Source organism: Streptomyces lincolnensis (assembly GCF_001685355.1).
In the GTDB taxonomy this organism is placed as follows: Bacteria; Actinomycetota; Actinomycetes; order Streptomycetales; family Streptomycetaceae; genus Streptomyces; species Streptomyces lincolnensis.
Genome location: NZ_CP016438.1, coordinates 5081347 through 5094836, shown reverse-complemented (window position 1 = coordinate 5094836; position 13490 = coordinate 5081347). Strand labels below are relative to the sequence as shown.

The following is a 13490-nucleotide window of genomic DNA, read 5'->3' as shown; positions in this document are numbered from 1 at the left end:
AGTGGACACGATTGCCAGCTTCTTCAGCTTCATCACGACACCTGTCTCCTGGGTCATCGTCCAGTTCCACAAGGTGTACGGCGCCCTCTTCGGCGACGACTCCGGTTGGGCCTGGGGCCTGTCCATCGTGTCCCTGGTGATTCTGATCCGTATCTGCCTGATCCCGCTCTTCGTGAAGCAGATCAAGGCGACCCGGGCGATGCAGACGCTTCAGCCCGAGATGAAGAAGATCCAGGAGCGCTACAAGAACGACAAGCAGCGCCAGTCCGAAGAGATGATGAAGCTGTACAAGGAGACGGGTACCAACCCGCTCTCCTCGTGCCTTCCCATCCTGGCGCAGTCGCCGTTCTTCTTCGCGCTGTACCACGTGCTCAACAGCATCGCGAACAACGAGACCATCGGCTCGATCAACCAGAGCCTGCTGGACAGCGCGCAGAAGGCGCACATCTTCGGCGCCCCGTTGGCGGCGAAGTTCACCGACAGCTCCTCGGACGTCGCGGCCCTCGAGGCCTCGCTGACCACGGTCCGCATCGTCACCGCGGTCATGATCGTCCTGATGTCGGCGTCGCAGTTCTACACGCAGCGCCAGCTGATGACGAAGAACGTCGACACCACGGTGAAGACGCCGTTCATGCAGCAGCAGAAGATGCTGATGTACGTCTTCCCGGTCATGTTCGCCGTCTTCGGCATCAACTTCCCGGTCGGTGTCCTCGTCTACTGGCTGACCACCAACGTGTGGACCATGGGCCAGCAGATGTACGTCATCCACAACAACCCGACCCCGGGTTCCAAGGCCCAGGCCTCGTACCTGGAGCGCCTGTACAAGCACGTGACGCACCACGGCAAGACCCGCAGCCGCGGTGAGAAGGCCATCGTCAAGGCCATCGTGGCCAAGGGCCGCGACCGCAACGAGTTCGAGCGCAAGTTCATCAACGGTCTGAACAAGGCGGGCCTCGCGGCCCAGCCCGACGGCACGGTGATCAAGAGCGAGGTCCAGGCCACCGCCCAGACCGAGGACGGCACGCCGACCAGCGCGGCCGCTCCGAAGCGCCAGCAGCCCAAGCGGCAGAGCAAGTCCCAGCGTCAGTCCGGTACCGCCGTGGGCGCTCCGAAGACCGCCGGCGAGCCCACGTCGCTGAAGAAGACCGACGAGCCCGAGGACGCCAAGCCCGCCGCTTCCGGCAAGGGTGCCTCGAAGCCCGCCTCCGGTACCCGCAGCAAGGCCCAGTCCGGACAGCGCAAGGGTCCGCAGCGGCCCAAGTCCCCGTCCAAGAAGTAAGAAGGAGTCCATCCCGTGACGGAAGGCACCACCTCCGCCGCTGCCGAGGGTGCAGACACCCTCACCCGCCTGGAGCAGGAGGGTGAGATCGCGGCGGACTACCTCGAAGGTCTGCTGGACATCGCCGACCTCGACGGCGACATCGACATGGACGTCGAGGCCGACCGCGCCGCTGTGTCGATCGTCAGCGACGCGGGCGGCCGTGACCTCCAGAAGTTGGTGGGCCGCGACGGCGAGGTACTGGAAGCCCTCCAGGAGCTCACCCGCCTGGCCGTGCACCGGGAGACCGGCGACCGCAGCCGTCTGATGCTGGACATCGCGGGCTACCGCGCCAACAAGCGCGCCGAGCTGTCCGAGCTGGGCGCCAAGGCCGCGGCCGACGTCAAGAACACCGGTGAGTCCGTCAAACTCAAGCCGATGACTCCCTTCGAGCGCAAGGTCGTGCACGACGCGGTCAAGGCCGCCGGCCTGCGCAGTGAGTCCGAGGGCGAGGAGCCGCAGCGCTTCGTCGTTGTGCTCCCCGCCTGATCCACTTACGTTCCACCGGCCCCGTCTGTAGCGCAGACGGGGCCGAACTTTGTCAGCCTGATAGTTCTGGTGGTTCTGGCATCGGTGTCCCTGTGCGCCGACGCCGTACGGAAGGACGGTCCCCCGTGACGGAGGCAGCGGAGCTTCCCCCCGCGCCCGAGCAGGCGCGCGAGGTCTTCGGTGATCGCTTCGCGGACGCGGTTCGCTATGCGGAGCTGCTCGCGGAGGCGGGTGTGCAGCGCGGTCTGATCGGCCCGCGTGAAGTGCCCCGGCTGTGGGAGCGGCATCTGCTGAACTGCGCCGTGCTCTCCGAGGTCGTTCCCGAGAATGTGACGGTGTGCGATGTCGGTTCCGGCGCCGGCCTGCCAGGCATCCCCCTGGCGCTCGTCCGGGGGGACCTGAAGATCACTCTGCTGGAGCCCCTGCTGCGGAGGACCACCTTCCTCACGGAGGTCGTGGAGCTGCTGGGCCTGGACCATGTGACGGTCATGCGCGGCCGGGCCGAGGAGGTCATGGGCAAGATCACCCCCGTGCATGTGGTGACGGCCCGGGCGGTGGCACCGCTCGACCGCCTGGCCGCCTGGGGCGTCCCGCTGCTGCGCCCCTACGGCGAGATGCTGGCACTCAAGGGAGACACCGCCGAGGAAGAACTGAAGGCGGCGGGAACGGCCCTGAGCAAGCTCGGCGCGGTGGAGACGTCCATCCTCCATGTGGGCGAGGGCATCGTGGATCCGTTGTCCACGGTGGTGCGCGTCGAAGTCGGGGAGAGCCCCGGCGGTGTGCGCTTCGCGGCCAAGCGTGCGAAGGCGGCCCGGACGGGCCGGACGCGACGCCGTCGCTGATCCGTCCTGACGACGAGACGTACTCCACACAAGCTGCCAAACCTATACATGCCGGAGTGTCGCAACGATTCGGCCGCAGTAGCTGTGCATCGTGTTTCACGTGAAACGTCGCTCACTGCTGCACGGCATCATCAGCCGGGGCCGCGCCGCGGCCGAACCCCGCGACCGTAGGCCTCTCGGTTCACTCGGAGAGGTAACGGAGTTGTCCACAGAGGTGGATTTCTCCACAGAACAACAGGCCTCACTGGTTCACGACCCCGAAGACATGGGAGGCTCTGTTCATTGCGAGCCTGAAGTCGAGGAGAGTGAATCCTTGCGGTCCGACGCCAACATCGCGGGACCGATGACCGATCCGGTCCCCGGTCCCCGTACCGAGTCGATGGGGGACGATGTTTCACGTGAAACACCGCCCCCGATGGACGACACTCCGATCGGTCGTGCTGCCCAACTGGCCGTAGAGGCTCTCGGCCGTGCCGGTGAGGGCCTGCCACGGCCCGAACAGACCCGTGTCATGGTGGTCGCCAACCAGAAGGGCGGGGTGGGCAAGACGACGACGACCGTCAACCTTGCCGCTTCGCTGGCCGTGCACGGCGCCCGTGTCCTGGTGGTCGACCTCGACCCGCAGGGCAACGCGTCCACGGCCCTGGGTATCGATCATCACGCCGAAGTCCCGTCCATCTACGACGTGCTGATCGACAGCAAGCCCCTGGCCGAAGTCGTCCAGCCGGTTCCGGATGTCGAGGGTCTCTTCTGCGCGCCGGCCACGATCGATCTCGCCGGTGCGGAGATCGAGCTGGTCTCCCTGGTGGCACGTGAGAGTCGGCTCCAGCGGGCCATCCAGGCGTACGAACACCCCCTGGACTACATCCTCATCGACTGCCCGCCCTCGCTCGGCCTGCTGACGGTCAACGCGTTGGTCGCCGGTGCCGAGGTCCTCATCCCGATCCAGTGCGAGTACTACGCGCTGGAGGGCCTGGGCCAGCTGCTGCGCAACGTGGACCTGGTGCGGGGGCATCTCAACCCCACCCTGCACGTATCGACGATCCTGCTCACCATGTACGACGGCCGGACGCGACTCGCGTCTCAGGTCGCCGAGGAGGTGCGCACCCACTTCGGCGACGAGGTGCTGCGCACGAGCATCCCTCGCTCGGTCCGTATCTCCGAGGCGCCGAGCTACGGGCAGACGGTACTGACCTACGATCCAGGATCGAGTGGTGCCCTCTCCTATCTTGAGGCGGCACGAGAAATCGCGCTGAAGGGCGTGGGCGTCAGCTACGACCCGACGCAGGCGCATATCGGCATCCAGAGCAACCCGAGCATGGTGGAGGGCATCCAGTGAGCGAGCGACGGAGGGGTTTGGGCCGTGGGCTCGGCGCATTGATCCCTGCTGCCCCGACGGAGAAGACGGTGGCTCAGGCCGCGGGGGGTGTCGCCTCGACGTCCCCCACAGCGGTTCCGGTCCTGACGACCGACCGCGGCGTGGCCGCGGCCAAGGTGGCCACGCTGCCGCCTGTTGTACAGGAAGCCGAGGAGCTGTCGACGGCCGACGGAACGGATCTGCTCGCGGCTCCCGCGGGGGTCCACTTCGCGGAGATCCCCCTCGACTTCATCAAGCCGAACCCGCGGCAGCCCCGTGAGGTCTTCGACGAGGACGCGCTCCAGGAGCTCGTCACCTCCATCAAGGAGGTCGGTCTCCTCCAGCCCGTCGTCGTACGGCAGCTCGGTCCCACGCACTACGAGCTCATCATGGGCGAGCGGCGGTGGCGAGCCTGCCGCGAGGCCGGTCTGGAAGCGATTCCGGCGATCGTACGGGCCACGGAGGACGACAAGCTCCTTCTGGACGCCCTGCTGGAGAACCTCCACCGTGCCCAGCTGAACCCGCTGGAGGAGGCCGCGGCCTACGACCAGCTGCTGAAGGACTTCAACTGCACGCACGATCAGCTGGCGGACCGTATCGGTCGCTCCCGGCCGCAGGTCTCCAACACCCTGCGTCTGCTGAAGCTGTCGTCGTCGGTCCAGAAGCGGGTGGCCGCGGGGGTGCTCTCGGCGGGACATGCGCGGGCGCTGCTCTCCGTCGAGGACTCGGAGGAGCAGGACCGGCTGGCTCATCGGATCGTGGCCGAGGGGCTGTCGGTGCGGGCCGTCGAGGAGATCGTGACCCTCATGGGCTCGCGGCCGCAGAAGGCTCAGCGGCCCAAGGGGCCGCGGGCGGGTGCCCTGGTGTCCCCGGCGCTCACCGATCTCGCCACGCGGCTCTCGGACCGCTTCGAGACGCGGGTGAAGGTCGACCTGGGCCAGAAGAAGGGCAAGATCACCGTGGAGTTCGCCTCCATGGAGGACCTGGAGCGAATCCTTACTTCGCTCGCCCCCGGCGAGGGGCCGGTCCTTCAGAAGAGCCTTCTGGAGGACTCCGACGACACGGAGGACTGATCCTCCGGGCGTCGCGGTGAGCCGCTTGAACGGCTGACAGGGCGGGCCGTGTCCGATGTGCACCGGACACGGCCCGCCCTTTGCTTTCAGGCGGTATCGGCGGAATGGCTTCGTGGATACGATGCGTTCGGGTATGGCGCATCCACCCGGCAGGACCTGTGAAGGGGAGAGGCAGGGACCATGCGAACGGTGAGCCGAACCGGACTGGTGAGCGCGGGCCTTGGGCTGGGGGCGGTCGGCGGGTTCGTCGGCAGCCTGCTCAGGGAACGGAATGCTCTGACGGCCGCCCGCGACGCGGCGGGCGAAGGAAGCGAGGAACAGCCTTCATGGGGCGCCGGCTCGTACCGCTCACGCTGGACAACCTTCAGGACCTTCCCCAGCGCTGTCGCGCGTGCGTCTTCTGGGAGTTGGACCCAGTCAGCGGAGAAGCCGCGGTAAAGGCGGGAACCGCCGCTCTGGAGAAAGAGGCCTGGATCTCCGCCGTCCTGTTGGACTGGGGATCCTGCGGTCGGGTCGTCTACGTCGACGACGTACCGGTGGGCTTCGTCCTGTACGCCCCTCCGGCGTACGTTCCGCGCTCGTCGGCATTCCCCACCAGCCCTGTGTCCCCCGACGCGGTACAGCTGATGACGGCGTTCATCATGCCGGGCTACCAGGGGCAGGGGCTGGGCAGAGTGATGGTCCAGACGGTGGCCAAGGATCTGCTGCGACGCGGCTTCAAGGCGATCGAGGCGTTCGGGGACGCACGCTGGAAGGAGCCCGCCTGTCTGCTGCCCGCGGACCATCTCCTGGCGGTGGGCTTCAAGACCGTGCGGCCCCATCCCGCGTATCCACGGCTGAGGCTGGAGCTGCGGACGACGCTCTCCTGGAAGGAAGACGTGGAGATGGCGCTGGACCGGCTTCTGGGAGCGGTACAGAAGGAACCCGCGCTACGACCTCTGTGAAACATGAGTGGGGCCGACCCGAAAGGGTCGGCCCCACTCATGTTTCACGTGAAACGTCACTCGGCGATGAAGTCCTCAAGGTCACGGACGATCGCGGCCTTCGGCTTGGCGCCGACGATGGTCTTCGCGACCTCGCCACCCTGGTAGACGTTCAGGGTCGGGATGGACATGACGCCGTACTTGGCGGCCGTACCCGGGTTCTCGTCGATGTTGAGCTTGACGACCTCGATCTTGTCGCCGTACTCGGCGGCGATCGCCTCGAGCGACGGCGCGATCTGGCGGCAGGGTCCGCACCAGGCGGCCCAGAAGTCCACCAGTACGGGCTTGTCGCTCTTGAGGACGTCCTGCTCGAAGGAGTCGTCGGTCACGTTCTTGAGGGTGCCGGCCACGGCGGGCTCCTTAAATGGTTGTGCGGGGTGGGGTGGGTGGCGAGGGTGGGTCAGACAGCGGTCTTCTCGGGCTCGGCCTTCTCCTCGTCCGCGAGAGCGGCGAGGAAGCGCTCGGCGTCGAGAGCGGCGGAACAGCCGGTGCCGGCCGCGGTGATCGCCTGGCGGTAGGTGTGGTCGACGACGTCACCCGCGCCGAAGACACCGGTCAGGTTGGTCCGCGTGGAGGAGGCTTCCACCTTCAGGTAGCCCTCCTCGTCCAGCTCCAGCTGGCCCTTGAAGAGTTCGGTGCGCGGGTCGTGGCCGATGGCGATGAACAGGCCGGTCACCGGCAGGTCCGAGAGCTCGCCGGTCTTGAGGTTGCGCAGCTTCAGCGAGGCCAGCTTCTGGTCACCCTGGATCTCGGCGACCTCGCTGTCCCACACGAACTTGATCTTCGAGTCGGCGAAGGCGCGCTCCTGCATCGCCTTGGAGGCGCGCAGGGTGTCACGGCGGTGGACGATCGTCACGGACTTGGCGAAGCGGGAGAGGAAGGTCGCCTCCTCCATCGCGGTGTCGCCACCACCGATCACGGCGATGTCCTGGTCCTTGAAGAAGAACCCGTCACAGGTGGCGCACCAGGAGACACCACGGCCGGAGAGGGCGTCCTCGTTCGGCAGGCCGAGCTTGCGGTGCTGCGAGCCGGTGGTCACGATAACGGCCTTCGCCCGGTGGACCGTGCCCGCGGTGTCGGTGACGGTCTTGATCTCGCCGGTCAGGTCGACGGCGACAACATCGTCCGGGACGAGCTCGGCACCGAAGCGCTCGGCCTGGGCGCGCATGTTGTCCATGAGCTCCGGGCCCATGATGCCGTCCTGGAAGCCGGGGAAGTTCTCCACCTCGGTGGTGTTCATGAGCGCACCGCCGGCGGTGACGGCGCCCTCGAACACCAGCGGCTTCAGCGACGCGCGCGCGGTGTAGAGCGCCGCCGTGTAGCCGGCGGGCCCGGAGCCGATGATGATCACGTTACGGACGTCGCTCACGGCTGGATTCCTCGTCTCTGGACTGCGTCTTAGGACCGGGGGAGCCCCTTTCAGAACTCTCACCCCACCCAACGGATCCTAAGGGGCCTGCATTCCCGCTGTGGCCGGGCACACGGGGATGCCACACCGTACGGGATACCACGCGAAAGAAAGACGAAGCGTGCGCGCTCGGGGCGGAGCGCAGGACAGAGCTCAAGGGTGGGTCTGGGACCGTGCCGAAGGCCGGGTTCGGGACCGTGCTCAGGGCTGGCTGTAGGACCGCTTCAGCAGGACGTCGGCCTTGGCGAGGGACGGGTCCGCTTCGCAGGCCCTGTCCATGACGTAGGCGGTAACCCGAGCGCCGGCCGAGGCGTCGCGGAGCACGACGAGCAGGACCTCGGTCCCGTTGTACTTTCCCGGCTCGGTCGCGAGTGGCGAGTCGTCGCGGCCGATGCCCTTCTGGACACACGCGGGGACGTCCGGGCCCTGAAGGATCCGGGGGTCCTTGTCGCTGGGGACCGACTCCGCGCCCAGGGTGTGCGGATTGCGGGATCCGCCCGTGGCGCTCTGGTTCTTGGCGAGGAGGTCGGAGACCTCCTTCTCCAGGGTGCCCTCGGAGAAGGTGTCCGTGGCACTGGACCGCGGGCTCTGTGCCTCCGGATCGGCGGGCTTGCCGTCGTTCAGTGAGGACAGCAGGACAGATCCGAGGCCGAGGGCGGCCGCCGTGAACACCGCCCCCAGGACGACGCTCCTGCGCCTGTTGCCCGTCCTGCGCTCCTTGCGGCCGGGGCCGGTGGACGAGGCACGGGCATGACCGGAGGGACGGTCCACCGGAGTCGATGTTTCACGTGAAACAGCCGTCGCTTCGGCAGGGATCAGTCCGACAGAGGACTTCTCGTCCGCGGAATCGGGCGCCGTGGCGTCCAGCAGGGCTTCCGCAGCGAGGGCCGCGTCGATCCGGCCGGCGACGTCAGCGGGCATGGAGGTGGGGCCGGGCAGGGTGCCGAGCAGTCCCCGGATCTCCTCCAGCGACGCGTGGACGTCCGCGCAGAGTTCGCACTCGTCCAGATGCCGCCGTACGTCCGCGGTCCGGGTGGGCGGGAGCAGACCTTCGGTGAGGTCGGAGATCTCCGCGACGTCCGGGTGTCCGGCCATGTCTGTCGTGGATGTCACGCTCGCCCACCTCCGCCCTTCACAGCAGCTGAATCGTCTGGTCCCGTATGCGGCGGATCCGCCTGACGCGGTCCCGCTGCGGGTGGGACGGATGTCCCCTGCGTCCGGTTCCGTCGCGCAACCGCTTCTCTGCCGTCGCCGGTGTTTTCCGGCCGCAGATGAGTGAGGAGGGGCAGGAGTCTGGCCCGCCCCCGGGCGCAGCGGCTCTTCACCGTTCCGGTGGGCACGTCGAGCATGCGGGCGGCTTCCGCGACCGGGTAACCCTGCATGTCCACCAGGACGAGTGCGGCTCGCTGATCGGGGGGAAGCGTGCCGAGCGCTTCCAGGAGCTGGCGGTGGAGGTCGTTGCGCTCCGCCGGCGCCGAGGCCGACTCGTGCGGCTCCAGCAACTGCTCCAGGCGCTCGGTGTCGTCGACCGGAGAGGTCTTGCGAGAGGCCGCCTTGCGGGCGCGGTCCAGGCAGGCGTTCACGGTGATCCGGTGCAGCCAGGTCGTGACGGCCGACTGGCCCCGGAAGGTGTGGGCGGCCCGGTACGCCGACACGAGGGCGTCCTGGACGGCGTCAGCGGCCTCCTCGCGGTCCCCCAGCGTCCGCAGGGCCACCGCCCAGAGCCGATCACGATGGCGCCGCACGAGCTCGCCGAAGGCGTCCGGGTCGCCGTCGACATGGCGGGCCAGGAGGTCCCGGTCGCTCACGTCGCCGTAAGCGGTGTCGTCTGCCATCGGACCCCCTCCCCTTGTCTGCGGTGAGCTCTCAGCCCGTGAACTTCACGTCGGTGATGGCCTGCTTGTAGCCGGACTCGCTGTAGTTGGCGGAGTCTTCGCCGGAGTACGGCAGCGCGGTCAGCCAGACGAGCACGTAGCGGCTCTTCACCGGCTTGTCGACCGCCACCTTCACCGAGGTGCTGTTGGTCGTCGCCTTGCCCAGCTTGGTCATCGAGCTCAGCGGGGTGGACGACCCCAGGGAGTCGGTCGCGTACAGCTCGACCGTGGTGTGGTTGCCGACGTACCGGAGCGAGAGCGTAGCGGCCGACACGTCCTGGGCGGAGCCGAGGTCGTAGACGATGCCGACACCAGGCTTGATCACCATGTCCGGACCGTCCTTGTAACTGCTGGTCCGCCACCCCGTCGTCGCGCTGTTGTCGTACGTCAGGCCCACGTCGTTGGGGTGCTGGGCGTCGCCCGCCGCCACGTACTCCTGGGCGCCCTCGATCGGGAGCGGCTTCGTGGGCTTGGGCGCCGCGCTGTTCTTGTCGTCGCCGTCGTTCGTCTGGGTCTGGTTCTCGTCGGACTTTCCGCCCTGGTCCATCAGGGCGTCCGCCAACTGCCAGCTGCCCAGGCCCAGCGCGGCGATCAGCAGGGCGGAGACCGCCCACTTCAGCGCGCGGCCGGTACGGCTCTGGAGCGGGGGAGGTGGCGTCGGTACCGGCTGGGTGCGACCGGGGTGAGGCGCCTGGCGGCCGTACGTGCCCTGCTGGTAGGTCGTGCGCTGGTAGTCCGGCGGGGCGGTGAACGAGGGCTCCGGCGGGCGGATGCGGGGCATCTCGCCGATCGCCTTCACCAGCTCCTCGGGCGTGGTGCACGGGGATTCGTGACGGGAGGCGGTCGCGCCGTCGTTGGCGAGGGCGCGCATCGACAGCTCGGACAGACCGCGGTGGACGCCGGCGCGCACCTGGTCGGGAGCGATGAGGCCGACGTCCTTGGGCAGGCCGGACAGGCCGTAGGCGTCGCTCTCGTAGGGCCAGCGCTGGGTCAGCGCCGCGTAGAGCAGGGCGCCGATCGACTCGGTGTCGGTGCGCTGCGGGGTGTCGGAACTGATGCCGCGCAGCGCGGAGTTGACGGCGAGGCCGCGGATGCGCCACTGACCGCTCGACGTCCGCAGGACGGCGTTCGGGTTCAGACGCAGATGCGCCAGGCCCTCACGGTGGGCGGCGGCCATGGCCGAGGCGACCTGGCTGACCATCTGATAGGCGTCGTAGACCTCGAGCGGGCCGGGGGCCAGCAGCGCGGTCAGTTCGGTGGCGTCGGGCAGCCACTCGTGGACGACGTAGACGAGGTCGTTCTCCTCGACGGCGTCCAGGACCTGGACGAAGCGGGGATCGCCGAGCAGGGCCGCGGAGCGGGCCGCGGCCAGCACGGAACGGGCCCGGGCATGATCGGCGGGAAGGATGTGGACGCCGACGGCGCGACGGAGTTTCTCGTCGACGGCCCGCCAGCTGCTGAATCCGTCCAGACGGGTGACGCACTCCTCGAGACGGTAGCGTCTGGCGAGTTTGTGGCCGCTGTGCAGCTCCGGCGGCGAGGCTTTCCCAGGACTCTCGGTCCCACCACTCCCCTGTGCCTCGACGTCTTCCGTGTCCCGCTCCCGGTTCTGGGCCACCCCGTCGGCCGTGGACTGGTCCGCCTCGGCGGTCAGCGGCTCGTCACCGCTGTTGTCTGCCACGTCGACGGCAGCCGTGCTCCGTTCCGCCACCGTCGTTCCCTGCCTCCCCATCCATTGCGCGCCGTACGGCGCCGAAACCAATTGTGCCCACAGTCCGCCGCTATGCACGACACACGGTGGCGGACGATGGTTGTGCGCCTACCCCCACCTCAGCGTCCCAGGCGCCCGCGCACCATGCCCACCAGGGAGTTCAGCTCCTCGATGCGCATGCGGCGGGCGGCGACGAAGAAGATCCCGAGCAGGACCGCACCGCCTGCGATGATCGCGGCGAAGGATCCGAGGACGCCCTGGCCGAGCGAGTGGCCGATGCCGTAGCAGGCCGCCCCACTGAGCAGCGCCGCGGGCACCGAGGCGATGCACAGCCTGGCGTACGTCCGCAGGACCCGGTTGCCGTCCAGGTCGCCGCCCAGCCGCTTGCGCAGCCGGTTCCAGGCGACGCCCACGCCGATCGCGTAGGCGAGGCCGTACGAGGCCGCCATGCCCGCCACGGCCCAGCGGGCCGGCAGTACGAAGAAGCAGAGCGCCGAGGCGCTCGCGTTGACCGCGGCCACGATCACCGTGTTGTAGAAGGGGGTGCGGGTGTCCTCGTAGGCGTAGAAGGCGCGCAGGACGACGTACTGCACGGAGTACGGGATCAGGCCGAGGCCGAAGGCCATCAGCATGAACCCCATGTTCGTGGCCTCGCTGATGCCCGAAGAGCCGAAGATCAGGGTGCACATCGGGATGCCGAGGGCGAGGAATCCGAAGGCGATGGGCACGATGGCGACGGCCGTGGTGCGCAGGCCCTGGGAGATGTCGTCCCGCACCGCGCCGGCGTCGTCCTCGGCCGCCGAGCGCGAGATGCGCGGCAGCAGGGCGGCCATCAGGGACACGGTGATGATGGCCTGCGGCAGACCCCAGATCAACTGGGCGTTGGCGTAGGCGGAGAAGCCGGTGCCGTCGACGGGCGAGTCCTTGCCGGCCGCGGTGGACAGCTGCGACACGACGATGGCGCCGGCCTGGTTGGCGAGCACGAACAGGACGGTCCACTTGGCGAGCGTGACGGCCTTGCCGAGCCCGTGGCCCTTCCAGTCGAAGCGCAGGCGCAGGCGGAAGCCGGTCTCCCGCAGGTACGGGATCATCGCCAGTGCCTGCACCACGAGACCGAGCAGGATGCCGATGCCGAGGAGCCGCTGGCCCTCCGGCGGGATCGTCGTGACCTTCATGCCGGAGTCGGCGGCGGTGCCGTAGACCCACAGGAACATGCCGAGCGTCACGATGATGACGATGTTGTTCAGGACCGGCGTCCACATCATCGCGCCGAACCTGCCGCGCGCGTTGAGGATCTGGCCCATCACCACATGGACGCCCATGAAGAAGATGGAGGGCAGGAAGTAGCGGACGAAGGTGATGCCGACCTCGTTGGCCGCAGGATCGCCGGCGACCGAGTCGGAGAGCATGCGGATCAGGACCGGTGCGCCGAGGACCGCGAGGACGGTGAGCGCGCCGAGCGCGACCATCACCAGGGTGAGCAGACGGTTGGCGTAGGCCTCGCCGCCGTCCTCGTCCTCCTTCATCGCCCGCACGAGCTGCGGTACGAAGACGGAGTTGAGACCACCGCCGACGGTCAGGATGTAGATCATCGTCGGCAGCTGGTAGGCGACCTGGAAGGTGTCACCGAGGAGGCCGACGCCCAGCGCCGAGACGATCAGCGCGGAGCGGACGAAACCGGTGAGGCGGGAGACCATCGTGCCCGCCGCCATCACGGCGCTCGACTTCAGCAGACCGGCGGCCTTCCCGCCCTTCTTCGCGGGAGCCGCGGAGGCCGTGGGAGCCGCCACCGGAGGCACCGCGGTGCCCAGGTTCATGGTCTCGTCCGCCGCGGGCGCGGGAGCCGCCGGAGCCTGGTACTGCTGGTACTGCGGCGCCGGCGCCTGTCCGCCCGGTGCCGGGGCGGGGCCCGGCACCGACGGGGGCTCCGACTGCGGACGCCCGCCCTGCTGCTGGTCCCGGAAGAGGTGCGCGAAGGCGTCCGGCTCGTGCCGCTGCTCGCCGGCGCCGGCCCGGGTCACCAGGTCGTCGACGCCCACGTACTGGGTGGTGCGGGGGTCGTCGCCGTACGGCAGGTACTGGGTCGGGCCCTCAGGCTCCGGTGCCGGGGTCTGGGCCCACACGCGCGGGTCCGGGGCGTACGGGGACTGGGGCGGCTGTGCGTACAGAGGCTGCTGCGGCTGGTGGGCGCCGGGCGGCGGAGGAGGGTGTGCGGCGCGGTCGTAGAGGGCCTCGGCCACCGGGTCCTGGGCGGAGAGGTCCTGGGCCCGGTAGGGGTCCTGCTCGTAGGCGTCCTGGAGGTACATGTCGGCGGGGGGCTGCGACGGCACCTGGCCGTGCTCGGGCGGCGGGCCCTCGGGGTGACCCGAGCTGCCCGCGGCCTGGCCGCGGTCACCGTCGTACGGCGCGTTCATGGTTACCCCACCTCATCGTCC

General features: G+C 68.8%; 12 protein-coding genes. 6 read left to right on the top strand and 6 right to left on the bottom strand.

The genetic code is table 11. The features are described 5' to 3' along the window. Position 1: 1 nt before the first annotated feature. From yidC to SLINC_RS22640, 6 genes are all read left to right on the top strand, one after another. On the top strand, positions 2-1279 hold the full coding sequence (gene yidC / locus SLINC_RS22665) for a membrane protein insertase YidC (protein WP_067436148.1): 1278 nt from the start codon (positions 2-4) through the stop codon (positions 1277-1279). Between the two features lie 15 nt (positions 1280-1294). Continuing rightward, the gene (locus tag SLINC_RS22660; RefSeq protein WP_067436145.1) at positions 1295-1807 is read left to right on the top strand and encodes a Jag family protein; all 513 of its coding nucleotides are present in this window, start codon (positions 1295-1297) and stop codon (positions 1805-1807) included. 125 nt (positions 1808-1932) lie between these two features. Next, positions 1933-2649 (top strand): 16S rRNA (guanine(527)-N(7))-methyltransferase RsmG, encoded by a 717-nt coding sequence (gene rsmG / locus SLINC_RS22655; RefSeq protein WP_067436142.1) that lies wholly within the window; start codon positions 1933-1935, stop codon positions 2647-2649. Positions 2650-2914: 265 nt separating this feature from the next. Continuing rightward, complete coding sequence (locus tag SLINC_RS22650) at positions 2915-3988, top strand: ParA family protein (protein ID WP_079164665.1); 1074 nt, start codon at positions 2915-2917, stop codon at positions 3986-3988. Then, entirely contained in the window at positions 3985-5079 is a 1095-nt protein-coding gene (locus SLINC_RS22645) for a ParB/RepB/Spo0J family partition protein (protein WP_067436135.1), read from the top strand. The genes SLINC_RS22650 and SLINC_RS22645 overlap by 4 nt, the downstream gene beginning before the upstream one ends. 326 nt (positions 5080-5405) lie before the next feature. Continuing rightward, entirely contained in the window at positions 5406-6023 is a 618-nt protein-coding gene (locus tag SLINC_RS22640; protein ID WP_067436132.1) for a GNAT family N-acetyltransferase, read from the top strand. A 56-nt stretch (positions 6024-6079) separates the two neighbouring features. Here SLINC_RS22640 and trxA read toward each other — a convergent pair whose 3' ends face one another. The 6 genes from trxA to murJ form a co-directional block, all read right to left on the bottom strand. Further along, the gene (trxA, locus tag SLINC_RS22635) at positions 6080-6412 is read right to left on the bottom strand and encodes a thioredoxin (protein WP_003991504.1); all 333 of its coding nucleotides are present in this window, start codon (positions 6410-6412) and stop codon (positions 6080-6082) included. A 50-nt stretch (positions 6413-6462) separates the two neighbouring features. Beyond that, positions 6463-7431: a thioredoxin-disulfide reductase gene (gene trxB, locus SLINC_RS22630; RefSeq protein ID WP_067436129.1), complete on the bottom strand. Its 969-nt coding sequence runs from the start codon at positions 7429-7431 to the stop codon at positions 6463-6465. Positions 7432-7671: 240 nt separating this feature from the next. Continuing rightward, positions 7672-8583, bottom strand: coding sequence for an anti-sigma factor family protein (locus tag SLINC_RS22625; RefSeq protein WP_067436126.1), 912 nt, complete (start codon positions 8581-8583; stop codon positions 7672-7674). After that, entirely contained in the window at positions 8580-9305 is a 726-nt protein-coding gene (sigM, locus tag SLINC_RS22620) for an RNA polymerase sigma factor SigM (RefSeq protein WP_067436122.1), read from the bottom strand. Before sigM ends, SLINC_RS22625 begins: the two co-directional genes overlap by 4 nt. Positions 9306-9336: 31 nt before the next feature. Continuing rightward, positions 9337-11055 (bottom strand): protein kinase family protein, encoded by a 1719-nt coding sequence (locus SLINC_RS22615; RefSeq protein ID WP_067436119.1) that lies wholly within the window; start codon positions 11053-11055, stop codon positions 9337-9339. Between the two features lie 119 nt (positions 11056-11174). Beyond that, on the bottom strand, positions 11175-13469 hold the full coding sequence (gene murJ / locus SLINC_RS22610; protein WP_067436116.1) for a murein biosynthesis integral membrane protein MurJ: 2295 nt from the start codon (positions 13467-13469) through the stop codon (positions 11175-11177). Between the last annotated feature and the right edge of the window lie 21 nt (positions 13470-13490).

Bases quoted from the DNA above. Each gene is read 5' to 3' on its own strand.
- SLINC_RS22640 (WP_067436132.1), top strand. From the start codon at position 5,406: ATGGGGCGCCGGCTCGTACCGCTCACGCTGGACAACCTTCAGGACCTT.
- murJ (WP_067436116.1), bottom strand. From the start codon at position 13,469: ATGAACGCGCCGTACGACGGTGACCGCGGCCAGGCCGCGGGCAGCTCG.
- sigM (WP_067436122.1), bottom strand. From the start codon at position 9,305: ATGGCAGACGACACCGCTTACGGCGACGTGAGCGACCGGGACCTCCTG.
- SLINC_RS22650 (WP_079164665.1), top strand. From the start codon at position 2,915: ATGGGAGGCTCTGTTCATTGCGAGCCTGAAGTCGAGGAGAGTGAATCC.